The organism is Vibrio sp. Vb1755 (genome assembly GCF_033338635.1).
GTDB classification, from domain to species: domain Bacteria; phylum Pseudomonadota; class Gammaproteobacteria; order Enterobacterales; family Vibrionaceae; genus Vibrio; species Vibrio alginolyticus.
In genome coordinates this window covers 141,778-164,805 of sequence record NZ_JAWOTA010000002.1, presented here as the reverse complement: position 1 = coordinate 164,805, position 23,028 = coordinate 141,778, and the positions used below count along the sequence as shown (strand labels likewise).

General features: G+C 46.2%; 21 protein-coding genes and 1 pseudogene. 6 read left to right on the top strand and 16 right to left on the bottom strand.

Going from position 1 to position 23,028, the window contains the following annotated elements; translation table 11 throughout:
* Positions 1-372: 372 nt before the first annotated feature.
* The 12 genes from cyoE to R7E00_RS03220 all read right to left on the bottom strand — a co-directional run bounded on the left by cyoE (position 373) and on the right by R7E00_RS03220 (position 13,534).
* The gene (cyoE, locus tag R7E00_RS03275) at positions 373-1,287 is read right to left on the bottom strand and encodes a heme o synthase (protein ID WP_165401665.1); all 915 of its coding nucleotides are present in this window, start codon (positions 1,285-1,287) and stop codon (positions 373-375) included.
* Entirely contained in the window at positions 1,248-1,559 is a 312-nt protein-coding gene (cyoD, locus tag R7E00_RS03270; protein ID WP_005375783.1) for a cytochrome o ubiquinol oxidase subunit IV, read from the bottom strand. Before cyoD ends, cyoE begins: the two co-directional genes overlap by 40 nt.
* Positions 1,559-2,161: a cytochrome o ubiquinol oxidase subunit III gene (gene cyoC, locus R7E00_RS03265; RefSeq protein WP_005375782.1), complete on the bottom strand. Its 603-nt coding sequence runs from the start codon at positions 2,159-2,161 to the stop codon at positions 1,559-1,561. Before cyoC ends, cyoD begins: the two co-directional genes overlap by 1 nt.
* Positions 2,151-4,187: a cytochrome o ubiquinol oxidase subunit I gene (cyoB, locus tag R7E00_RS03260; protein ID WP_005375781.1), complete on the bottom strand. Its 2,037-nt coding sequence runs from the start codon at positions 4,185-4,187 to the stop codon at positions 2,151-2,153. Before cyoB ends, cyoC begins: the two co-directional genes overlap by 11 nt.
* Positions 4,188-4,192: 5 nt before the next feature.
* Positions 4,193-5,074, bottom strand: coding sequence for a ubiquinol oxidase subunit II (gene cyoA, locus R7E00_RS03255; protein WP_005388604.1), 882 nt, complete (start codon positions 5,072-5,074; stop codon positions 4,193-4,195).
* A gap of 799 nt (positions 5,075-5,873) precedes the next feature.
* Entirely contained in the window at positions 5,874-6,632 is a 759-nt protein-coding gene (locus R7E00_RS03250; protein WP_213906892.1) for an SDR family oxidoreductase, read from the bottom strand.
* Between the two features lie 110 nt (positions 6,633-6,742).
* Positions 6,743-7,648 carry a 3-hydroxyisobutyrate dehydrogenase gene (gene mmsB, locus R7E00_RS03245; RefSeq protein ID WP_053307783.1) on the bottom strand — a complete coding sequence of 302 codons (906 nt, stop codon included), beginning with the start codon at positions 7,646-7,648 and terminating at the stop codon, positions 6,743-6,745.
* A gap of 11 nt (positions 7,649-7,659) precedes the next feature.
* On the bottom strand, positions 7,660-8,799 hold the full coding sequence (locus tag R7E00_RS03240) for an enoyl-CoA hydratase/isomerase family protein (protein ID WP_238972448.1): 1,140 nt from the start codon (positions 8,797-8,799) through the stop codon (positions 7,660-7,662).
* Between the two features lie 8 nt (positions 8,800-8,807).
* The gene (locus tag R7E00_RS03235) at positions 8,808-9,593 is read right to left on the bottom strand and encodes an enoyl-CoA hydratase (protein ID WP_053349982.1); all 786 of its coding nucleotides are present in this window, start codon (positions 9,591-9,593) and stop codon (positions 8,808-8,810) included.
* 38 nt (positions 9,594-9,631) lie between these two features.
* Positions 9,632-10,786 carry an acyl-CoA dehydrogenase family protein gene (locus R7E00_RS03230; protein ID WP_213906893.1) on the bottom strand — a complete coding sequence of 385 codons (1,155 nt, stop codon included), beginning with the start codon at positions 10,784-10,786 and terminating at the stop codon, positions 9,632-9,634.
* 19 nt (positions 10,787-10,805) lie between these two features.
* Positions 10,806-12,299, bottom strand: a complete 1,494-nt coding sequence (locus R7E00_RS03225) for a CoA-acylating methylmalonate-semialdehyde dehydrogenase (RefSeq protein WP_017634263.1) — start codon at positions 12,297-12,299, stop codon at positions 10,806-10,808.
* 23 nt (positions 12,300-12,322) lie between these two features.
* Complete coding sequence (locus tag R7E00_RS03220; RefSeq protein ID WP_025767662.1) at positions 12,323-13,534, bottom strand: acetyl-CoA C-acyltransferase; 1,212 nt, start codon at positions 13,532-13,534, stop codon at positions 12,323-12,325.
* A gap of 275 nt (positions 13,535-13,809) precedes the next feature.
* Between R7E00_RS03220 and R7E00_RS03215 the strand changes: the two genes are divergently transcribed.
* From R7E00_RS03215 to R7E00_RS03195, 5 genes are all read left to right on the top strand, one after another.
* Positions 13,810-14,184, top strand: coding sequence for a MerR family transcriptional regulator (locus R7E00_RS03215; protein WP_017821195.1), 375 nt, complete (start codon positions 13,810-13,812; stop codon positions 14,182-14,184).
* A gap of 66 nt (positions 14,185-14,250) precedes the next feature.
* Entirely contained in the window at positions 14,251-15,420 is a 1,170-nt protein-coding gene (locus R7E00_RS03210) for an isovaleryl-CoA dehydrogenase (protein WP_064354632.1), read from the top strand.
* Between the two features lie 25 nt (positions 15,421-15,445).
* Positions 15,446-17,050, top strand: coding sequence for a carboxyl transferase domain-containing protein (locus R7E00_RS03205; RefSeq protein ID WP_064376502.1), 1,605 nt, complete (start codon positions 15,446-15,448; stop codon positions 17,048-17,050).
* A gap of 29 nt (positions 17,051-17,079) precedes the next feature.
* Positions 17,080-17,919 (top strand): enoyl-CoA hydratase-related protein, encoded by an 840-nt coding sequence (locus R7E00_RS03200; protein WP_047100922.1) that lies wholly within the window; start codon positions 17,080-17,082, stop codon positions 17,917-17,919.
* Complete coding sequence (locus tag R7E00_RS03195; RefSeq protein WP_064376501.1) at positions 17,919-18,827, top strand: hydroxymethylglutaryl-CoA lyase; 909 nt, start codon at positions 17,919-17,921, stop codon at positions 18,825-18,827. The genes R7E00_RS03200 and R7E00_RS03195 overlap by 1 nt, the downstream gene beginning before the upstream one ends.
* A gap of 46 nt (positions 18,828-18,873) precedes the next feature.
* Here R7E00_RS03195 and R7E00_RS03190 read toward each other — a convergent pair whose 3' ends face one another.
* From R7E00_RS03190 to R7E00_RS03180, 4 genes and pseudogenes are all read right to left on the bottom strand, one after another.
* A complete protein-coding gene (locus R7E00_RS03190; protein WP_005375761.1) occupies positions 18,874-19,752 on the bottom strand; it encodes a DMT family transporter in 879 nt (292 codons plus the stop codon).
* Positions 19,753-20,143: 391 nt separating this feature from the next.
* Positions 20,144-20,548 (bottom strand): methyl-accepting chemotaxis protein, encoded by a 405-nt coding sequence (locus tag R7E00_RS25435; protein ID WP_372082083.1) that lies wholly within the window; start codon positions 20,546-20,548, stop codon positions 20,144-20,146.
* A gap of 129 nt (positions 20,549-20,677) precedes the next feature.
* Positions 20,678-21,364, bottom strand: a pseudogene (locus R7E00_RS25430) (PAS domain-containing protein); the annotation flags it as partial.
* Between the two features lie 507 nt (positions 21,365-21,871).
* Positions 21,872-22,042: a hypothetical protein gene (locus R7E00_RS03180; RefSeq protein WP_155489916.1), complete on the bottom strand. Its 171-nt coding sequence runs from the start codon at positions 22,040-22,042 to the stop codon at positions 21,872-21,874.
* Positions 22,043-22,216: 174 nt separating this feature from the next.
* Between R7E00_RS03180 and R7E00_RS03175 the strand changes: the two genes are divergently transcribed.
* Complete coding sequence (locus tag R7E00_RS03175; RefSeq protein WP_005375731.1) at positions 22,217-22,657, top strand: phosphate-starvation-inducible PsiE family protein; 441 nt, start codon at positions 22,217-22,219, stop codon at positions 22,655-22,657.
* Positions 22,658-23,028 lie beyond the last annotated feature (371 nt).

Genomic DNA, 23,028 nt, shown 5'->3' with positions numbered 1-23,028 from the left:
AAACATTCACATTGTTAGTTTGTATGCTGCTATGGGAACTAGCACTCCCCCCAAATGTTTACATTACAAACTATCGATATTGAATTCTCATATGGTAAGTAGAGTTATTGCGCTGTTTATACTTTTTAGCTTAATCGTCGCTATCTCTTGACATTATTACGAGTCAGCGGAAACGCGCGATCTACTATGTTTTACACACTGGTTGTTTTTGCTTTTAGATATGAATACGTGATAGTGAAGCTAGAGGAGGAACAGGAAAAACAGGGAAAATAAAGGACAATAGAAAGTTAAATGACCTTACTTCTAGGTAAGGTCATTCATGCATTCAGCAGCAAAAGATATTGGCGCTTAGCAAACGCTTAGGTTTGGTTGTTACAGAGCTAGAGGAATCAACTCGACGCCAAGCACACCACTAATCCCCATCACCACTAGCAGTGAGACTTTAAACACCGACTTTGACCAAGCGATGTAGTTGTTGTCATCAATGCTGCGAAAGGTCACTTTCGTCCACATAAAGCAAACAACCGCTGCAACTGCTAAGTATTCATACCCTGCTTCACCTAGTAAAAATAACCCCAACGATACTGCTCCAAACGCTACGACATACGCTTTCATGTGTCGATGCGCTTTATGAATGCCTTCTTTAAGTGGCAATACGGGAATCCCGGCTTCTCGGTAGTCTTGCATGCGGAACATGGCAATGGCATACGAGTGCGGCATTTGCCAGAGACAGAACATGGTAAAGAGTAAAATCGCTTCCAAGCTAATGAAGTTTGTTACCGCTAAGTAACCCACCAATGGCGGAACTGCGCCTGAGATACTTCCCACTAAGGTTCCATACACCGAGTTACGTTTGTACCACATCGTGTAAAAGAACACGTAATACACGTAGCCAAGCAACACGACGACAGCGGATAGTGGGTTCACTCGGATAAATAACAGTGCGGTTCCTACCAGCAATAAAGCAAGTGCATAAACAAACGCAATATCGATATTGATGTTGCCTTTCACTGTTTCACGATTTCGTGTACGTGCCATCTTCTGGTCGATATCACGATCGAAAATATTATTCACCACACAACCTGAAGCGATGACTAACCCAACACCAACTAACGTCGTAACGAACAGCATTAGACTGGCTGGTTCTGTTTTTGCGGCGAGGAAGAACCCCGCCGCAACAGAAATCAGGTTGCCGAAAATAATGCCCGGTTTAGTGATAGACAAATAACTTTTCAGCATACCTTGACCTACAACTTCATGTTGACGTTCATGTTGTAGATGATCCATACCGAGCCAGCGATAAGGATAAGTACAACAATGGCGGTAAACATCAGTGATACAAGGTTCCAACGTCCGTCGGATGTTTTTGTTTCCATGTGCAAGAAGTATTTAAAGTGAACAAATATCTGCACTAATGCACATCCAAATAGAATCGCATAGGTCGTTGTATCTGGTAATGATTTCGTCCAAACAAAGTAGAACGGAATTACCGTCAGAATCAGTGAGGCAATAAAGCCTTTCACGTAATCTGACGAACTGGTTTCTACATGTTGATCCATTACATTACCCCCAGTAAGTAAACGATGGTAAAGACACAAATCCAAACGATATCTAGAAAGTGCCAGAATAGGCTTAAGCAGTTAAAGCGCATTGCCATATTGTCGTTCAGACCTTTCGTCGACAGTTGATGATACGCTACCGCTAACCAAATCAGACCAAAGGTTACGTGCAGGCCGTGCGTACCAACCAACGTAAAGAATGCCGACAGGAATGCACTTGTTTGTGGCCCATAGCCTTCTTCAATCAGGTGATGGAACTCATAGACCTCCATACAGATAAAGCCAAGACCAAGCGCGAACGTGACTAACATCCAGCGTTTGAGACCAGCAACGTTGTTGCGCTTCATCGCGATAATGCCAAAACCAAATGTGATACTGCTAAACAGCAGCAGCATGGTTTCGACAAACACGAATGGGAGTTCGAAAATGTCTTTACCTGTTGGGCCCGCAATTGAATTGCTCGACAGCACAGCGTAAGTCGCGAACAAGGTCGCAAACAATACACAGTCACTCATCAGGTAAACCCAGAAGCCAAATAGCTTGTTGCCATTCGTGTCATGGTGGTGATCATGGTCGTGATGTGCTGCGATATTAGTTTGCATACGTCACCTCCAGATCATCTTTACTTTCGCTGTCTTTCACTGAGTTTTTCTTCGCTTCTTCAAGCTGAGCTCGACGTTCAGCCTCAATTGCTTTGATCTCTTCAACTTCCACGTAGTAATCCACATCATCGTTATAGCTATGCTGAATACACGTCACGATAATACCGACCAAACTTGCCGCCGCTAGCCACCAGATGTACCAAATCATGCCGAAGCCAAATAGGAGCGACCAAGCCGACACGTAGATGCCTGTTGCCGTGTTTTTTGGCATATGAATACGTTCGTATTCCACTTCTTTAGTTGGATCGAACTCGCCACTTTGTTTCTGGTACCAGAAGGCATCCAGCACATCACCTTTTGGTAGGTGCGCAAAGTTGTAGAACGGCGGTGGAGACGATGTTGCCCACTCAAGAGTACGACCACCCCACGGGTCACCAGTTAGATCACGGTTTTGCTCGCGGTCACGGATACTCACGTAAATTTGGATGAACTGAGACAATACGCCCAGCGCAATCACAACCGTACCTGCTGCGGCAATCGACAACAGTGGGAAGTATTCTGGGTTGATGTCTTGGCTTAAACGACGAGTCATCCCCATGAAGCCCAGCGCGTAAAGCGGTAAGAACGCCATTAAGAAACCAATAATCCAAAGATAGAACGCGCGTTTGCCCCAAGTTTCATTCATGGTGAAACCGGTCGCTTTCGGGAACCAGTAAGTGATCGCAGCGAAACATCCAAACACCACACCACCGATGATAACATTGTGGAAGTGAGCGATAAGGAATACTGAGTTATGCAGAACGAAATCTGCGCCCGGAACAGCCATTAGTACGCCCGTCATACCACCAACAGTAAAGGTGATAAGGAAGCCCACCGTCCACATCATTGGCGTCGTAAAGCGGATGCGGCCTTTGTACATCGTGAATAGCCAGTTGAAGATCTTCACCCCTGTTGGGATAGAAATGATCATCGTGGCAATACCGAAGAAGGCATTTACGTTCGCGCCAGACCCCATCGTAAAGAAGTGGTGTAGCCAAACGACAAAGGCAAGAATCGTGATAACTACGGTAGCCCAAACTAGCGATGTGTAACCGAACAACTTTTTACGTGAGAAGGTTGCGGTGACTTCTGAGAACACACCAAAAATTGGCAAGATCAAGATGTACACTTCTGGGTGACCCCAAGCCCAAATCAGGTTGACGTACATCATTACGTTGCCGCCAAGATCATTGGTAAAGAAGTGCATGCCTAGGTATCTATCCAGCGTAAGCAGAGCGATAGTCACCGTTAGGATTGGGAATGAAATGATGATCAAAATGTTTGCACACAGAGACGCCCAAGTGAAAACTGGCATCTTCATCATTGGCATAGACGGTGTACGCATACGCAAAATGGTCGCGAAGAAGTTCACGCCTGTTAACGTCGTACCAACACCTGATATCTGCAGCGCCCAAATCCAATAGTCGACCCCGACTCCTGGGCTAGCCTCAATACCTGAAAGCGGCGGATACGCCAACCAGCCGGTACGACCAAATTCACCTAAGCCGAGAGACATGTTTGTTAGGATGACACCTACAACAAACAGCCAGAAGCTCAAGTTATTCAGATACGGGAAAGCTACGTCACGCGCACCAATCTGCAATGGCACGATGATGTTCATCAGACCAATGACCAATGGCATCGCTACGAAGAAGATCATGATCACGCCATGGGCAGTAAAAATTTGATCGTAGTGATGCGGTGGTAAGTAACCTGCTTCACCCGCAGAAGAAAGGAGTTGCTGACTACGCATCATGACTGCGTCAGCAAAACCACGAACAAGCATCACCATCGCTACTGCGATGTACATGAAGCCAAGTTTTTTATGGTCTACTGAAGTAAACCATTCATTCCACAAATATTGCCACTTTCCGGCTTTGGTCACCGCGTAAACTACGGCTAAACCAACCAGCGCCACAACCGCTAGGGTGATGACAATAATAGGTTCGTGGAATGGAACTGAATCAAGAGTTAATCTTCCAAACATTACGATTATCCTTGGTTTTCAGGCAAACAGTTCATTGAACCAGGATGCTGAGTCACAACGTCGGTGAACAAGAACGGAGGAACGCTAGAGAACAAAGTGACTGGCTCTGCGATACTTGGCGCTGCCAGTGAGCTGTATTGCTCCCAATCTTCAATACGATCAGGGCTCGCCTTCACTTTCTGCACCCAATTTAGGAACGCAGCACGATCAGACATTGCTGAAGCTGTGAACTTCATTTGCGAAAAGCCTTCGCCGCTGTAGTTCGATGCAAAACCCTTGTAGTCACCTTCGTGGTTCGCTATGAGGTTGAGCTTGGTTACCATGCCTGGCATCGCGTAGATCTGTGTACCTAAGCGAGGGATGAAAAACGCGTTCATGATGTTGTCCGAAGTCAGTTTGAACTGCACTGGCACGTCTTTCGGGAACGCCACATAGTTCACCGTCGCAATGTTTTCTTCTGGATAGATGAACAACCATTTCCAATCGAGTGACACCACTTCGATGGTCATTGGTTTAACATCACTTTCCAAAGGTTTGGATGGCTCTAGTTCATGAGTCGAACGCCATGTGATCGTCGCAAGAATCGCAATGATGATGATTGGAATTGTCCATACCACCACTTCGATTTTGGTCGAGTGTGACCACTCGGGTGCGTACTCTTCTTCAGTGTTAGAGGCGCGGTATCGGTAAGCGAAGTAAATCGTCATTAAAATCACAGGGATTACAACGATCAACATCAGCAAAAGAGCAGTAATAATTAACTCTTTTTCTTGCACACCAATGGCACCTTTGGGGTCAAGTAAAGCTGAATTACATCCTGAGAGCATAAGTATGACGGACGCCAAACTTCCCCTCGACAAGATGCGTTTATATCTTGAGGCTTCCATTAACTTTCTCGATGGTTGTCTGGTTTCAAAGCAGATGCCAATCAAAGTAAATAAGAGCTCACAAATAGCGCAGAGGTAATGTATGAGAACAAGAAAAAACCTCGATAAGTAGTTATTCTACTTACAATTTTTTCAACTTCGTCATCAAGCATTTTACCAGCTAGGATGAACCGTTATTTGCTACGATACGATTGGTATCAAGCCAAGAACCAGTTGTTATAGTCATTAGAATGTTTATGTGTTGAGCATGAGTAACGTCGGGCTCAGAGCGAAACAAAACGGAATTGAGTGGAGATCAAAACCACACTCTTAGTGTGAGTTTATTGTTACACTTTGAAACACTATGTTACATTTGGCGCATTATGAGGAGTAAAAAGTTAAAGCTCATTAGCCACAACTGGAAACTAACCTTCCATTAATGGAAGTTACACACTTTAAATAGAATATTAACCTCAACACGAATTTCTCGTGCTTCAACAATTAATTATTTAAAAACAAACAGTTGAAACTAAAAATTGATGAGACTGACTATCAACTTCATTTACGCAGATAGCCTTAATGAGAAGCGGAAGCTAAAAAATCAAAAGTGTGATCAACATCAAATTAATGATTTCACTTAATATTTGAGTGGTATTTACATCTCTTTATTGGATTGTGAGAAATCATTCTCAAGGTAAATCCAAACATAAGTTGTAAATACATTTGGGTTGCGCAGAATTAGCACTCCACAACATAGAAAATGTTGAAATGGAAAGAGACTTATTATTCAGGTCTATCAGAGCCTTATTTCAGTGGTCACTTACATACGAATGCCGCCATCCACTTCTAAAACCCTGCCAGTAAAGTAATCACTCTCAATAATGTATTTTACTGCATGCGCGATTTCGCTTGTTTCGCCCATCCTGCCAACTGGGATCATCTTTTCTAGTCGCTCTATGGCTTCGGGTCTCATTTGCTCTGCCATCGCGGTATGAACTACACCTGGTGCAACCGCCGCCGCGCGAATACCGTATCTTGCGAGCTCACGAGCCCATGTTGTCGCCATGGTCGCGACCGCCGCTTTAGATGCAGAATAATTGGTTTGTCCGATATTCCCTGCTCTCGCAACACTAGAAATATTGATGATAACGCCTCGGGAGCCACTCTCAATCATCTTGACGGCAGCTTCACGCCCACACAAAAATGTTCCTGTCACGTTAACGTTCATGACCAAATTGAATTGATCCAAAGACATCTTACTGATCACGCCATCTTTTGCTTTTACAAGTAACCCATCTCTTAACACGCCAGCGTTATTGACTAACCCATTGAGTTGACCAAAATCTTGGATAATCGCTTCAAACGTGGTTTCAACATCGATTTCGTTGGTGACATCCACTTGATATGTCAACGCTTTCGCACTCAGCATTCGACACTGCTCTTGTGTTTCCATTAAGCCACTGGCGTTTACATCCAACAACGCTAAATCAGCGCCAGCTTGAGCAAGGGTAATGGCCATCATTTGCCCAAGCCCCTGCCCTGCTCCTGTAATGGCAATAACACTACTTTTTATGTCCATATTGGTGCACTCCATAGCTCGTAATGTTCTCTATCTCAACTAGTCTAAGTTGGCCGAAATGATGCGCGTTTTAGGTCACCATCTCGGGCTGGTTTGTCACAAAACTCGGTCTAGCCTTTCTTACTCTTGTATAACTCAAATAAGCTTGAGAAATCGAGCTCGCCGTGGCCGCTCGCGTTGTGGAAAGAATATAAGTTGCGCGCTAACGACCCCATCGGAACCGAAGAATGTGTTTGTAACGCCGCATCTAACCCCAAGCCGAGATCTTTTAGCATGAGTTTGCTCATAAAGCCCGGCTGGTAATCGTGACTGGCTGGCGCACTGTCCATCACGCCTGGGCAAGGATTGTAAAGCTCCAATGCCCAATTTCGGCCAGAGCTTTGCAGCATGATGTTTGATAGCACTTTTGGATCGAGTCCATGATCGATACCTAGGTTTAATGCCTCGCACGTACCAGACATTAAAATGCCGAGCATAAGGTTGTTACAGATTTTCGCCATTTGACCATCGCCTGCTTTGCCAGCATGGAAAACATTTTTTCCCATATACTGCAAAATCGCATTGGCTTTAGAAAACGCTTGATCCGAACCACCAACAATAAAGGTTAATGTCGCCGCTTTAGCGCCAGCAACGCCCCCCGAAACGGGCGCGTCGACAAACAACACGCGTTTATTTGCCGCTTCATTGGCGACTAATCGCGCAGAGTCCGGATCAATGGTTGAACAATCAATCATCAAGGTACTTGGCGAGACAAGATTGAGGACACCTACGCCGCCGTGTAAGTCGCCAAGATACACGGAACGAACGTGAGATCCTGCTGGTAGCATCGTGATGACCGTGCTTGCACCATCCACGACTTCCTCGATAGAGCTCGCCACCACCGCACCAAAAGGTGCAAGTTGCTTTGCCGCTTCGCTATCGACATCAAATACTTGCACGTTAAATCCAGACGCTAATAAGTTTTGCGCCATCGGATGCCCCATTCTTCCTAAACCGATAAATGCGATGGTACTCATGATCATTCTCCTTATTGACCTAGTGTTTGTTCACCCAAATCAGCAAGCGGATGTTCGTCATCCGGCCAAAGTGAGGTAAACAAGGTATCGATGATATCTTCATCGACTTCACTGACATTGTTAAACATCCAGTTAGGTTCGCCATCCCGGTCAATAAGCCGAGAACGGACGCCCTCTTTAAACTCACCTAATAAGGCACTGCGAACCGATAAACTCAGCTCCAAGCGGAAGCAACCTGCAAGTGGTAAGCTGTGGTATTCTTTCACTTGTCTGAAGCAAATATGCGCGGTGATCGGACTGCCTGCGGCGAACGTTTGTTTCGCGTTTTCTATCCACTGACTGTTCCCGTCGATAGCCATGATTCGCTGTGCTATCGTATTAAGATCAAAGCCTTTGCACGCTTCCTCTATCTGATCTAAGTATGGACAAATTTGCGTGGTTGGTTTGCTATCAATAACTTGTTCTTCCATTAACTGTAGTAGTGCAGTTACCAACTCTTTCGCATCTTCTTTGCCCCACTGGAGCCGCTTTAGCTCATCCAGTAAGGTGGGATACTGCTCTTCCAACAGTAACCAATCGGCCAAACCAATAGTGACAGCGTCACTTGAATTTACCATTGAACCTGTCAATCCGAGGAATAAGCCCACTTGCGGATCTATCTGGCTTAAAAACCACGTACCTCCCACATCAGGATACAGTCCGATATTGATTTCTGGCATAGCAAGGCGTGATGTTGTTGTCACAACTTTATGGCTGGTTCCCATAAAAAGCCCCATCCCACCGCCCATGACAATACCTTCTCCCCAACCGATAATGGGTTTGTTGTAAGTGTGGATGAGATAGTCACACTCATACTCCAACGAGAAATAGTTCGTACAGAACTCTACGATTTTTTCTTTACTCTCGTTATGCATGACGTGATACATAGCTCGAACATCACCACCAGCACAGAATGCTTTTTCTCCAGCGCCAGTCAGTACCACACAAGCCATATGCGGATCGTCTTGCCACTTGATAAGCTGATCGTTAAGTTGGACTAACATGTCATACGTCAATGCATTCAATGAAGCGGTGTTGTCTAACGTTGCGATACCAATGCGGTGCACGCCATCTAAGCACTCTATTTCACTAACGGTTACCATCCCTGCCATGTGGCCTCCTATCGGTTTTTCCATTGCGGTGGGCGTTTTTCTAAAAAGGCGCGAACACCCTCAACTTGATCTTCCGTATCAAAAAGATTCAGAAACAACTCTCGCTCTTTCATTAAGCCGTGCTTCAGTGGCGCCGAGCGCATATTTTGAATGAGCGCCTTACATGCGGCGACAGAAGATGGCGACTGGTTCGCAACAGATTCAGCAAGTTCCAGCGCTTTACTTAAAGCTTCACCTTTGGGAACCAACTCCTCAACTAGGCCTAGTTCTTTTGCTTTGTCAGCGCTGACTTGCTCTCCACATAAAATGATACGCTTTGCCCAGCCTTCCCCTACTAACGCTGTGAGGTTTTGGGTACCGCCAGCGCAGGGCAAAAGTCCGACTTTGGCTTCAGGTAAAGCAAGTACCGCTTGCTCTTCAACGACTCGAATATCACAAGCTAATGCCACTTCTAAACCTCCACCCATGGCGTAACCATTAATAGCGGCAATGGAAACACCACGGAATTCCGAGAGCATTTCAAAGGCTTCACCAAAGCATCGCGCCATGTCTAACGCAACCGCTTTGTCACCGTCAGAAAATAGCTTGAGATCTGCACCAGCAGAGAAAAACTTTTCTCCACTGCCGGTTAAAACCAGTGCGTAGACCTGCTTATCATTGTTAAGTGTGAGTATCAGCGACTTCAGTACCTTGAGGCTCTCTGCTGTCCACGTATTGGCTGGCGGGTTGTTCATCGTCACCACCGCAACGTGATTAGTGATCGTATGTTGAATGGCTTCTTGGGTTAATGGCATATCTGAATCCTTTCTCAATGAGCAAATCCAATACTTCGCTACAGCAAGGCCGACTCCTCAGAGAGCAAACGGCGCGCGATGATCAAGCGCATGATTTCGTTCGTTCCCTCCAGAATTTGATGCACACGCACATCTCTGAAATGACGCTCCATTGGATACTCTTTGATGTAACCATAGCCGCCATAAAGCTGCAGCACTTGGTCGCAAACCTGAAAGCCCACATCGGTTGCGAACCGTTTTGCCATCGCGCAATAAGCCGTGGCATCTGGGTCATTTCGGTCGAGCTTGCTGGCGGCATAGCGCACTAACTGCCGAGCAGCCACTAGCTCTGTAGCCATGTCTGCTAATTTGAATTGTAAGGCTTGAAACTGCGCAAGCGACTTGCCGAACTGCTTACGCTCCTGAATGTATTGTGTCGCCTGTTCAAGGGCCTGTTGAGCCGTACCGACGGAACAGGTCGCAATATTTATACGCCCTCCATCAAGCCCTTTCATCGCAAAGACAAAACCTTGCCCTTCTTCGCCCAGTAAATGGCTAGCTGGAATAACGACATTTTCAAAAGTAACCGCTCGTGTTGGTTGGCTGTTCCAACCCATTTTGGGTTCTTTGCGCCCATAGCTGATACCATCTGCGTGAGCAGGAACAACAAATGCAGACACGCCTTTGGCACCCGCTTCTCCGGTTCGCGCCATCACGACCAAAACATCTGTCTCTCCTGCGCCAGAGATAAAGGTTTTGCCGCCGTTGATGACATACTTATCTCCCTTTTTTGTAGCGGAAGTGGTCAGTGCAGCGGCGTCTGATCCTGCGTTAGGCTCGGTTAAGCAATAGGAGCCTAACCACTCCCCCGTAACTAATTTCGGACAGAACTGCGTTTTGGCTTCATCGGTAGCAAAACTGGCTATCATCCAACTGACCATGTTGTGAATCGTCATAAACGCCGTAGTGGACGTACATCCCATGGCCAGTTGTTCAAAGATAATTGAAGCATCCAAGCGACTCAGCCCTAGGCCACCTTGCGCTTCTGGAGTGTAGAGACTGAGAAACCCCAGTTCCCCCGCCTCTCTCAATACGTCTTTGGGGAAGATCTGCTTTTCATCCCACTCCGCCGCCATCGGTGCTAAACACTCATCGGCAAATTGCTGAGCGGTATCGGCAAATGCACGTTGATCTTCATTAAGTTCAAAGTCCATAAAAGCTCCTTCTATTCACTCAGCGCAGTTGGATGGTCAAATTAGGCCCCGTTGGAATATCGTCATCAAACCAACGTGCCGTCACCGTTTTAGTCTCGGTATAAAAACGTACCGCTTGTTTACCATACGCATGTAAATCACCATAGAAACTGCCTCTCCAACCAGTAAAGGAGAAAAATGGTAAAGGGACTGGAATAGGCACATTGATCCCAACCTGACCGACTTGAATGTCATGCTGATATTTTCTCGCAGCAGCGCCATTAGCCGTAAAAATGGAAGTGCCGTTCCCGTATGGGTTGCGATTCACCAACTCAATGGCCTCTTGCAACGTTTCGACTTCCATACAAACTAAAACAGGGCCAAATATCTCTTGCGTGTAAATCGACATATTCGCTGTTACACCGCTAAACAAGGTTGGGCCAATCCAGTTTCCATCGGGAAAGCCTTCCACTTCACACTGACTGCCATCCAGTTCACACACTGCGCCTTGTTGTTTGCCATCTTCGATTAGGTCCAATACGCGTTGTTTGGCTTGCTCACTGATCAGTGGGCCATAAGCAGCTTGCTCATCGTCCCAAGGCCCTGGGTGTACTTTCGCCATTGCCTGTTTAAGGTCTGTAATCCATTGTTTTGAATCGCCGACAAATACCGCAACAGAAATTGCCATACAACGCTGCCCCGCCGCCCCAACGGAGGACCCCACTAAGTTATTCACCACTTGTTCCTTGTTCGCATCAGGCATGATCACCATGTGATTTTTAGCACCAGCAAAAGCTTGAACGCGTTTAAAGTGTTTCGTACCCGTAGTGTAGATATAACGGGCAACAGGAACCGAGCCAACAAATGACACCGCTCGAATATCAGGATGAGCCAGCAGAAAGTCGACTTGCTCTTTGCGGCCATGAACGATCTGCAACACCCCTTTTGGCGCGCCGGCTTGCTCAAATAGTTCGGCTAAACGAATAGAGGTCAATGGCACTTGTTCGGAGGGTTTGAGCACAAACGTATTGCCCGCAGCGATGGCGATTGGGAACATCCACAACGGAATCATGGCAGGAAAGTTAAACGGCGTGATCCCACAACACACACCTAAGGGCTGAATCATTGAGTAACTATCAATATCCGTGGCAACGTTTTCGACGGTTTCTCCCATCATGTTGCTAGCAATGTTTGCCGCCTGCTCAACCACCTCGATACCACGCCACACATCGCCTTTGGCATCCGCTAAAATCTTACCCGTCTCATGAGAAAGCAGTGTGGCAAGCTCATCATGATGTTCTTTGAGCAAGTGCTGATAGCGAAGCATGACTCTGGCACGCTCGGATACTGCCACTTCCTTCCAAGATTGGAATGTCTCTTTCGCATTATCAATGGCGGCTTCCATCTCGTGCTCTGTGGAACATGGAACGTACGCAATGACATCATTAGTGGCGGGATTGGTTACCTCAACCCAATCCGATGTTTGAGATTCACGAAACTCGCCACCAATAAACAAGGGAACCAAACGAGTCATCATTTACTCCTTTCTGATTTCAATTAAAGCGGTATTTCAATGCCTATCGCCGTGGCTTCTCCACCACCGATACAAAGTGACGCAACACCCCGCATCACTTTTTTGGCTTCGAGATCACCATTGGTGCCTAACGCTTGTAGCTGACGCAAACTGTGAATCAATGTCACCAGAATTCGTGCGCCACTAGCCCCTATCGGATGCCCAAGCGCACAGGCTCCACCTTTAATATTTACTTTGCTCGTATCTAGTCCAAGTTCCGCCACCGCTATTTGTGTCACGACGGCAAAGGCTTCATTGATTTCCCACAGGTCCACTTCATAAATTGACCAATCTAGCTGGAACAGCAGTTGCTCAATTGCGTAGACGGGTGCCAAAGTAAATTCTGCAGGTTTTCTGGCATGTGTAGAGTGCGCCTTGATGATCGCAAGTGGTTTAAGCCCCTGATGACGCGCAGTGTCTTCATCCATAAGCACAAGAGCCGCTGCGCCATCTGAAATGGCACTCGAATTAGCAGCGGTCACCGTACCTTTTTCATCGAATGCAGGTTTGAGTTGAGGAATTTTACCAAGGTCAATCGAGCGAGGGTGCTCATCGTAGTTCAGCACCGCTTGTTCTGACTTGGTATTGAGTGAAACCGGCGAAAGTTCATCGGCAAACAAGCCTCGCTCTTGAGCTTCCAACGCACGTTTTGCCGACATCACGGCCCATTCATCCATTTGCTCTCTGGTGAACTTAAGCCTGTCAGCGACTTGCTGAGCATAAACACCCATTAAGTGCCCTTCGTAAGCATCTTGTAGCCCATCGAGAAACATGTGGTCATACGCAGACTGGTGCCCCATACGCATTCCCTTTCTCGCCTCCCTCAGCAAATACGGCGCATTGGTCATACTTTCCATACCACCAGCAATGGCAGAGCGAATCGTTCCAGCTTTAATGAGATCGTGCGCTAACATGACGCTCTTCATGCCAGAGCCACACACTTTGTTAATGGTGGTGCACCCTACACCCAAAGGAAGATCTGCCCCCATAGATGCTTGCCTCGCAGGAGCTTGTCCACACCCTGCTGGAAGCACACATCCCATGAACACTTCATCCACCGAAGTCACATTCACTTCGTGCATTGCCGCCTTGATCGCCAGTGCGCCTAATTGAGGAGCAGAGTAAGTTTGCAACTTGCCTTGAAAGCGCCCAATTGGCGTTCTTTTCGCGCTGACAATCCAGATGTCTTTTCCCATGATTCGCATTCCCTTAAGGTATATGTGAACACTTGGCAGACTGATGACACCCTACATAGAATTACTCACCAAGCGCCACACCAGCCTTTATCGCCTTTTTCACTAACAAACTTTCATTCCGCGATTTCTTGACGTTTACGTAAGCATAGCACTAGCCTTTACAATGAGATGAAAAAACACACCAAGCAGACGTTTATATTTCAAAGTTGATGTTCGGCCTTCCCATTTAAGGTTCGATTTCCAGAAACTGGATTTTTATTCGAGGTAAGTATGTTATGGAAAAATACAAGATCAGTGACCTCGCCAAGGAGTTTGATATTACTACTCGCAGTATCCGGTTTTATGAAGACGTGGGTCTGATTGAACCAGAGCGAAAAGGCAATATGCGCGTTTATCAACGCAGGGATAGAATTCGCCTCAAACTGATTTTAAGAGGGAAACGGCTCGGTTTTTCGCTGGCAGAAATTCGTGAACTTTTCGAGCTCTACGACATGCAACAAACCGAAGGACAGTTATTGAAAATGCTCAATATCATTGAAGAGAAACAAGCCGTCCTACAACAACAACTCAACGACATCAGCGTCGTTATGGCTGAGTTGAATGCCGCTAAGGAGCGTTGTATTCAAACACTCAAAAGCAAGCAGACATAAACGCTATACTCAATTAGCAACACCGCTACCGGCTTTTCCACCTTACCTCTGATACCGGGAGACGTTATGAAAAGCACCTATACCCCACTCAATTTCGGACTTGGTGATACCATCGATATGCTCCGAGAACACGTTAATGCCTTTGCTACGGAACATATTGCGCCCATCGCCGCTGAGATAGACCGCGATAACCAGTTCCCGAATCATTTATGGCCTTTGTTGGGAGAAATGGGGTTGCTTGGTGTGACCGTCGATGAAGAGCTTGGTGGTGCAGGCATGGGATACCTCGCTCATGTTGTTGCCATGGAAGAAATCAGCCGTGCCTCTGCGTCTGTCGCTTTAAGCTACGGAGCTCATTCTAACCTGTGCGTCAACCAAATCTTTCGTAACGGCACGCCTTCTCAACGCGAAAAATACCTTCCAAAACTCATTGATGGTACGCACGTTGGCGCCCTAGCGGTGAGTGAGCCCAATGCCGGTTCAGACGTGATAAGCATGCAACTGAAAGCGGAGAACAAGGGCGACCATTTTGTACTGAATGGCAACAAAATGTGGATAACAAACGGGCCCGATGCTGACGTAGTGGTGCTTTACGCTAAAACAGATGTCAGCGCAGGTTCACGTGGCATTACCGCATTCATTATTGAACGTAACTTCGCAGGTTTCACTCATGCTCAAAAGCTGGACAAGCTAGGCATGAGAGGCTCGAATACTTGCGAACTTGTATTTAACCATTGCGTAGTGCCAAAAGAGAATATTCTTGGCGAGTTGAATCAAGGCGTCGAGGTGTTAATGAGTGGGCTGGATTACGAGCGCGTCGTCCTCGCTGCCGGACCACTCGGGATAATGCAAGCTTGCATGGACATTGTGGTCCCGTACGTACATGAACGAGAGCAGTTTGGAAAACCCATTGGCGAGTTTCAGTTAGTTCAGGGCAAGATCGCCGATATGTACTCTCGAATGAGTGCAGCAAAAGCGTATGTATATACCGTCGCAGCGGCTTGTGATCGAGGTAACGCTACACGCAAAGACGCCGCTGGCGCGATTTTGTACAGTGCAGAACTCGCCACACAAATGGCACTCGATGCAATCCAGTTGCTCGGTGGGAATGGCTACATCAATGAATACCCTGCTGGTCGTTTGCTACGTGATGCAAAGCTTTATGAAATCGGCGCGGGTACCTCTGAGATTCGCCGCATGTTAATAGGCCGAGAGCTGTTCGAAGAATCTCGCTAACGGAACATACGACAAGGAAGTCATTATGGCCATTATCAAAAGTAAAACTAAGCCAACTGACGAGTTATTTCTTTCCAATAAAGCTGCGATGGAAACGTTGGTCACTCAACTTAATCAACACATCGAGACCATCAAACAGGGCGGCGGTGAAAAAGCCATTCAGCACCAGAGGCAAAAAGGAAAACTCCCCGCCCGAGAACGCATCGCGCGCTTGCTTGATGACAACACTGACTTTCTTGAAATCAGCCAGTTTGCCGCCTGGCAAGTGTATGACGAAGCGATCCCCTGCGCTGGCGTTATCGCCGGCATTGGTATCATAGAGGGGATTCAATGCATGGTCATCGCCAACGATGCTTCGGTAAAAGGCGGAACCTACTACCCACTCACGGTAAAAAAACACCTTAGAGCGCAAGAGATTGCCCAACGTTGCCAACTCCCCTGCGTGTACTTGGTGGACTCCGGTGGCGCAAATCTCCCTCATCAGTCCGACGTCTTCCCCGACAAAGAACACTTTGGTCGCATTTTCTTTAACCAAGCGAGAATGTCGGCGAAAGGCATCCCCCAAGTTGCTGTTGTGATGGGGCTTTGCACTGCTGGAGGCGCGTACGTTCCTGCCATGGCGGATGTGTCCATTATGGTTAAAGAGCAAGGCACCATTTTTTTGGCGGGGCCACCTTTGGTGAAAGCGGCCACTGGCGAAGTCGTGACGGGTGAAGAGCTCGGCGGTGCAGACGTGCATTGTCGAAAATCTGGTGTCGCAGATTATTACGCTGAAAATGATGAACATGCCCTAATGCTTGCGAGAGAAGCCATTGCCAATGCCAATAGAACAAGACCTGTTAAGCCAGAAAACACCGTGCTTCCTCCCCGCTACGACGCAGAAGAAATCTACGGAATCGTGAATGCCAACTTACGACTGTCATTCGACGTTCGAGAAATTATTGCCCGCATCGTCGATGATTCTGATTTCGACGAATTCAAAGCCTTGTATGGCAGAACGCTAGTGTGTGGCTTCGCTCGTATTCAAGGACACTTGATTGGTATTGTGGCAAACAACGGTATCTTGTTTTCTGAATCGGCACAAAAAGGCGCGCACTTTATTGAGCTGTGCGCCAAACGGAAAACACCGCTTCTCTTTCTCCAAAACATTACCGGCTTTATGGTCGGAAAAAAGGTTGAAGAAGAAGGCATCGCAAAACATGGCGCCAAGCTAGTGATGGCCGTCGCTTGTGCTGACGTGCCGAAGTTTACCGTGATCATCGGTGGATCGTACGGCGCTGGTAATTACGGCATGTGCGGCCGAGCGTATGATCCAACCATGATGTGGATGTGGCCGAACGCGCGTATTTCTGTGATGGGCGGAGAACAAGCAGCAGGCGTTTTAACACAAGTTCGAAAAGACGCGAAGGAACGTCAGGGGGAAGCGTGGTCAGAGCAAGAAGAGCACATTTTTAGAGAATCGATCATAGACTTGTATGAAACACAAGGACATCCCTATTTTGCGAGTGCTCGGCTATGGGATGACGGAATTATTGACCCTAAAAAAACGCGTCAGGTGTTGAGTCAAGCGTTAATGGCAGCATTAAACGCCCCCATTCCTGATAGCGAGTTTGGCGTCTTCAGAATGTAAACATCCAAAGATGAATTAAGGAAGTAAGTATGCAGGAAATGCAACCAAGCATTATTCCCAACGCCCAAAGGCAAGATGATGTTCTTTGGCATGTCGATGATAATGGCGTAGCGACCATTACCCTAAACAGAGCAGCCAAACACAATGCTTTTGACGCTTGTACGATCGACTTGCTGATCCACCGCCTAGATTATCTCGCTTTACGAACGGATGTGCGGTGCTTGGTATTAAGAAGTAACGGTAAGCATTTTTCATCCGGGGCCGATTTGAATTGGATGCAGTCGATGGCCGACAGCACGAGGCAAGATAACTTCGTTGATGCCCAAAACTTGGCAAGACTCATGGAAACACTAGATTCGTTCCCTCAACCCACCATCGCAGTTGTTCAAGGTTCCGCTTATGGTGGTGCTTTAGGGTTGATTTGTTGTAGTGATATCGCCATCGCAAGCCAAAGTGCCAACTTTTGCTTAAGTGAAGTTAAGCTTGGTTTAGTTCCAGCGACCATTGCGCCTTACGTCATGCGCGCGATGGGGAATAGACAAGCTAGACGCTATATCTTAAGTGGTGAAGTCATTTCAGCCGAAGATGCCGAACGGTTTGGTATTGTGCACGAAGTGAAAGAAGCCAAACAGCTTGAAAATGCGGTCGATAGCGTAATCAAGACGTTGCTACTTAATAGCCCAGATGCGATGCGTAAAGCGAAAACGCTCTGCCATCAATGTCATCAAAACCCCATCGATCAACAACTGATTCACTATACTAGCAAGCTCATTGCGGACATTAGAGTATCACCCCAAGGTCAAGATGGGCTGCAAGCGTTTCTTGAAAAGCGTAGCCCAAGTTGGGTCACCAAGTCACAGGACAAGTAATGCTACCTTCCAAAGTAAAGATTGTCGAAGTAGGTCCTAGAGATGGGTTGCAAAATGAATCTCCTGTTGCGACCCAGACTAAAATCCGGCTGATCAACTTACTCTCTGATACTGGGTTAACGCATATTGAGGCGGGCTCTTTTGTCTCACCCAAATGGGTGCCACAAATGGCGGACTCAATAGAGGTCATGAAAGCAATAACACGGCGAAATCATGTTACCTACTCTGCCCTGACACCAAACCTAAAAGGCTTAGAACAAGCGTTGGAGGCTGACGCCAATCAGGTCGCAATTTTCACTTCATCCTCAGAAGGATTCTGCCAACACAATATCAATTGCTCGATTGCAGAAAGCCTAACTCGCTTCGAACCTGTAATGCGATTAGCCACCAAATACGGTATCCCTGTTCGTGGCTATCTATCCTGCGTTGCCGACTGCCCTTGCGATGGCCCGACAGCCCCAAAACAAGTGGCGAGCGTGGTCAAATCACTCATCGATTTAGGGTGTTATGAGGTGTCTCTAGGCGACACAATCGGTACAGGCACGCCAAATCGTATCGCTGCTATGCTAGAAGCCGTCATGTTGGTTGCACCTCTTCCCCAGCTTGCTGTCCATTTCCACGATACATGGGGACAAGCACTCGCCAATATTCATCAAGCATTGAGTATGGGCATCAATACCATCGACAGCAGTGTAGCTGGGCTGGGTGGATGCCCATACGCTCATGGCGCATCAGGAAATGTCGCAACGGAGGATGTACTATATTTATGCCAAGGGTTAGGAATAGAAACGGGGATCGACTTAGAGCTACTGGCTAAAGCTGGCTGGATGATCAGCGAAGAGCTGGGTCGGCAGCCTACATCAAAAGTGTCATTAGCATTGCGTAACCGCGTATTATCACTTTCGTAGAAGGCCATCCGGCACCTCAAATTCTCCCAACCCAAGTTAACTTGCTCTACTTTCGAGTAGGGAAGCGAAACCGCCCGCCAGTACGATAAATAATTAGAGAAAATAAGATAAGCACACAACCTACTAGTTTATTTGCCGTTAGCACTTCGCCATACCACAGCACGCTCAGAATAACCGTCCAAACTGGTTCTAATATCATAATTAGAGCAGCGTTACCTGCCTGAACAAATTTTTGCCCCATGGTTTGCATTACGTAACGCAAGCTCGTCGCTAATAAGGTACTCAACGCAAACCACCACCAAATAGAGGAGTCAACCTCTGCCGGGAAAGATTCCATAAAAAATGAAACCAACAAACCTAAGCAACCTGCTGAAAAAAGTTGCACGCAAGTAAGCAGCAGCACAGGTAGTTTTTGAGAGTATTTGCTATTCACATTAAAATGAAGCGCCAAAACCAGTGCTGCACCAAGAAACCACAATTGACTGGCCGATTGTTTCCAGCCACCAACTAAAGAAAGACAAGCAAGACCTAATACAGCGATAGGCAAAGAAAGCCAGAAAATTCGTTGTGGTCGTTGACGAAACATAACCCATGCAACAATCGGCACAAACAGCATGGAAAGGCTCATGATAAATGCGCCCTCCCCGAGAGTATCACTGATAGAAATAGCGTAAATCCATGTCATAACGGCACTGCCTAACAGGAGCCCGACACCACCAGCAGAAAGCACATCTTTTAAGTTTGCTTTCAGCAAAGGTCTGTAACATAGAGGCAGTAAGCAGAGCGAAGCGATAGTAAATCGCGCCCCAATAAAGCCAAAAGGTGGTAAACCCTGTATTGTTTCCTTAGAGAATATCCAGCCAAGTGCCGCGATCATCGTCGTCGCAACCAGAATAACCGTCGCTTTACGTTCTGAGTTAAACATAAGTACTCACAAAATATGGAACACACAATAGCGCAGCAAGAGAGTTTTACTGCGCTATTGTGTAAATTTGAAAGGGGTTTGTGTCGAGCGAAAAAGTGAAAGCCCGATCCTCTCCTGTATTGTTGTCACGCAGATTGAAGTTCTGCTGCTAGATACATTAAATGCAGGCAAAGTCTTAAGGCAAGCCTTTTCGCATACTAAATTACTTTAGCATTCTATACAGCAAGCAAACTGGCTAAAACCTGTACCGGGTGTCGAACTACCCCTCCTTCAAAACGCTTAACTTGACTGCGGCAGGAGTAGTATTGCGACTTCAACGCTCCTCAATACAGGTTGAATAAGGTGAATTGCTTTTTACCCATCGCCCCTACAATGAAAACCTATTGATTAACTACAACGAGCGGTTAAATTGCTCCACGGCCTCTACAACACGGCTAGCGCCATCTTGTATTTCATTCATCACATTGCCTGCTTTTTCAGAGAGCTCTAGCGTATCTAGTGCTTCTTTTTGGCATTTAGCGATCAGCTTAACTGCGTTATCTGTTCGCTGTAGGTTTTCACTGACCATTGTGACAATTTCATCGGTGGTTGCATTGGTTCTTGTAGCAAGCTGTCTGACTTCATCAGCAACAACGGCAAAACCTCTACCATGCTCACCCGCACGAGCCGCTTCTATCGCCGCATTTAACGCCAATAAGTTAGTTTGGTCAGCGATACCACTGATGCTATTTACCAACTCGCTAATACGCGATGAGTGCGCTTTAAGCTCGTCAATCGCGGTGTTCGCTTGCTGCATTTGCTCGGAAAGTATCTGCATCTTTTCTAACGTTGAGCCTATAACCTCTTGCCCTTGCAGGGTTTGTGTACCAGTTTCTTGGGAGATTTCGTTCGCCAATTGCGCAGCCTGGGCCATTTTCTGTTCCTGCATCACCTGCTGGGTAATATCTGTCGCGAACTTAACGACCTTGTAGAGCTCTCCTCTGTCGTTATGGATAGGGTTATATGAAGCCTCTAGCCACACCTCTTCACCATAACGGTTAACTCGTTTGAATCGCTCTGATGAAAATTGCCCTTTTGCTAAACGTTGCCAAAACTCACGGTAAGCTTGAGAGCTCGACTCTTCCTGATCACAAAACATGCGATGATGCTTCCCTTGAATCTGATCAAGCGTATAACCCATTGTGTTTAGGAAATTATCGTTGGCTTTTAAAACATGGCCATCTAATGTGAACTCAATCACCGCCATAGAACGACTTAATGCATTTAGCATGTCCTCTTGCTCACGGGATGATTTGATCGTTCGCGTAAGTTCAGAAGCAAAAACAAAAAAGCTTTCTACTTCTCTGTGCTCATTTAAAACAGGCTGGATAATCGTTCTTAACCAGGCTTCCTCACCATTACCTTTCTGTACTTGCAATGCCCCATTCCAGAACACTTTATCTTGGACGGCTTTCTTCATTCGATGAAAGTGATCTGTATTGCGCGAATTTGACGGTACCAATTCAGTAATTGATTTCGTTAAGATCTCATCATCATTTAAGAAAAGTTCTTGCTGTAGCTTAGTATTTGCAGAAGTAATGAGGCCTTTACTATCCAATGTTAAGCGGATCATCTCTTCATCTAAACTGGTTTGGATTTGCTGCAGGATTTGCAACTCCTGCTTTAATCGTTGATTTTCTTGTTGAAGCGACTTATTAAAAAACATGACTTTCTCTCATTTGACCGACCTTCGGATTAGTCAAAGGTTTATTATTTGTATACCGAATAAACTGCAAGCGGCAAAATCGTTTGGTTGCATATTCAAACGCGATTTCTATTTCTTATCAAAGGACCCCGCAGGGAATACGGCGATTTTTTCTCCAGTGTAACCTAAGCGCAGTATACTGAAATTTCTTCAGCACCCAAGTTGTTTATATATTTATCAATATTAAAGCTCTTTATCGCCAATTTGAGGTTTGTATTTGTGGATATACTTATATGGAGAAGTGGTGTGTTCAGATCAATAAGCCTTTTCATTTAAAAAAAGGGCCTTGACTTAGTTCCAATAATTTTCGCCGTTTTACCGCTTTTCCACCCGACTTTTGAGCGATTACCCACTCCTTATTCGCTTGTATTTCTATTAACAACGCACGGAGGAACCAGCAACAAGCGCATCGATTTGCCCAGTATCAATACGTTGTGGTATCCGCTCATTCAGTTTGCCGTGAAGGTGATGAATCACCACCTCACCAGTCGACTCGTCACGATCAGAAATGAGGTAATGAGGTAATGAGGTAATAACGCATGACACCAGAGATTACATTATGTGTCCAACATTGTGCCCACTCCTAAGTTTCATAACTTCCTTCCCTCGGACGCTTCTATCTCTCACCACAGCAACTATGCTTTAAACGACATGTATTCAATTGTCTAGCTTCAACATATGAAGGTTAAGTGAACATAAACAAGCGAAGGAAACAGGGCCATGGAAGTCGATAAAAATGATAAGTTAACAAAAAAATTACAGATAGTGATTCATTGGTCTGTAAGAGTATTGTCGATAGTTATGTTGTTTGTAATCGTCATGGGTGTGATAGATGTTGCATGGACGATATATCAAAAACTTATCACGCCACCTAAACTCATTCTGACGATTTCAGATATGCTAGCCACTTTTGGTGCTTTTATGGCCGTTTTAATTGCTATTGAAATTTTCATCAATATAACTATTTACCTGAGAGAAAATGTTATTCATGTAAAAATCGTCATGGCCACCGCGCTGATGGCAATCTCCCGAAAGGTCATTATTATAGACTTTGAAACCTTGTCTCCAATGTACCTGATTGGAATTGCGGCTGTAGTTCTTAGTATGAGTCTTGGTTACTGGCTGATCCATAAACTGCCCAATAAGAGCCATACTGAATAAACTTCTCAGCCTCCCGACTTTTCAGATACTCTCACGGCATGAAAAAGTCTTGTCTTGGCACGTTGAAGCTAATAAATTCCTCCATGCTAGGCTCTATATACTGCGAGACTACAAGATTATAGAGTAGTGCCTAGGCGGAGAAATTATCGATATTGTTTTCTAGCAGCTAATCTTTGAGTATTGGCACAGCTCAATGGGGGCAAGTGTTGCTCCAGTTCCCCCATCTGATATATACCCTCAACATCTATGCATTTTACTTTCAACTTTTCCGTGGTCCTCTTAAACAAGGTCGTCACGAGTAGCCTGAAGGATTACATCCGGCTAGAAGTAACAGCCAGAAAAGTGATTGTCAGGTGGTCGGTCATCTCGCC

Excerpts from the sequence above, each read along its gene's own strand:
- cyoE (WP_165401665.1), bottom strand. The coding sequence starts at position 1,287 with ATGGATCATCTACAACATGAACGTCAACATGAAGTTGTAGGTCAAGGT.
- cyoD (WP_005375783.1), bottom strand. The coding sequence starts at position 1,559 with ATGGATCAACATGTAGAAACCAGTTCGTCAGATTACGTGAAAGGCTTT.
- cyoC (WP_005375782.1), bottom strand. The coding sequence starts at position 2,161 with ATGCAAACTAATATCGCAGCACATCACGACCATGATCACCACCATGAC.
- cyoB (WP_005375781.1), bottom strand. The coding sequence starts at position 4,187 with ATGTTTGGAAGATTAACTCTTGATTCAGTTCCATTCCACGAACCTATT.
- cyoA (WP_005388604.1), bottom strand. The coding sequence starts at position 5,074 with ATGGAAGCCTCAAGATATAAACGCATCTTGTCGAGGGGAAGTTTGGCG.
- R7E00_RS03250 (WP_213906892.1), bottom strand. The coding sequence starts at position 6,632 with ATGGACATAAAAAGTAGTGTTATTGCCATTACAGGAGCAGGGCAGGGG.
- mmsB (WP_053307783.1), bottom strand. The coding sequence starts at position 7,648 with ATGAGTACCATCGCATTTATCGGTTTAGGAAGAATGGGGCATCCGATG.
- R7E00_RS03240 (WP_238972448.1), bottom strand. The coding sequence starts at position 8,799 with ATGGCAGGGATGGTAACCGTTAGTGAAATAGAGTGCTTAGATGGCGTG.
- R7E00_RS03235 (WP_053349982.1), bottom strand. The coding sequence starts at position 9,593 with ATGCCATTAACCCAAGAAGCCATTCAACATACGATCACTAATCACGTT.
- R7E00_RS03230 (WP_213906893.1), bottom strand. The coding sequence starts at position 10,786 with ATGGACTTTGAACTTAATGAAGATCAACGTGCATTTGCCGATACCGCT.
- R7E00_RS03225 (WP_017634263.1), bottom strand. The coding sequence starts at position 12,299 with ATGACTCGTTTGGTTCCCTTGTTTATTGGTGGCGAGTTTCGTGAATCT.
- R7E00_RS03220 (WP_025767662.1), bottom strand. The coding sequence starts at position 13,534 with ATGGGAAAAGACATCTGGATTGTCAGCGCGAAAAGAACGCCAATTGGG.
- R7E00_RS03215 (WP_017821195.1), top strand. The coding sequence starts at position 13,810 with ATGGAAAAATACAAGATCAGTGACCTCGCCAAGGAGTTTGATATTACT.
- R7E00_RS03210 (WP_064354632.1), top strand. The coding sequence starts at position 14,251 with ATGAAAAGCACCTATACCCCACTCAATTTCGGACTTGGTGATACCATC.
- R7E00_RS03205 (WP_064376502.1), top strand. The coding sequence starts at position 15,446 with ATGGCCATTATCAAAAGTAAAACTAAGCCAACTGACGAGTTATTTCTT.
- R7E00_RS03200 (WP_047100922.1), top strand. The coding sequence starts at position 17,080 with ATGCAGGAAATGCAACCAAGCATTATTCCCAACGCCCAAAGGCAAGAT.
- R7E00_RS03195 (WP_064376501.1), top strand. The coding sequence starts at position 17,919 with ATGCTACCTTCCAAAGTAAAGATTGTCGAAGTAGGTCCTAGAGATGGG.
- R7E00_RS03190 (WP_005375761.1), bottom strand. The coding sequence starts at position 19,752 with ATGTTTAACTCAGAACGTAAAGCGACGGTTATTCTGGTTGCGACGACG.
- R7E00_RS25435 (WP_372082083.1), bottom strand. The coding sequence starts at position 20,548 with ATGCAGCAAGCGAACACCGCGATTGACGAGCTTAAAGCGCACTCATCG.
- R7E00_RS03175 (WP_005375731.1), top strand. The coding sequence starts at position 22,217 with ATGGAAGTCGATAAAAATGATAAGTTAACAAAAAAATTACAGATAGTG.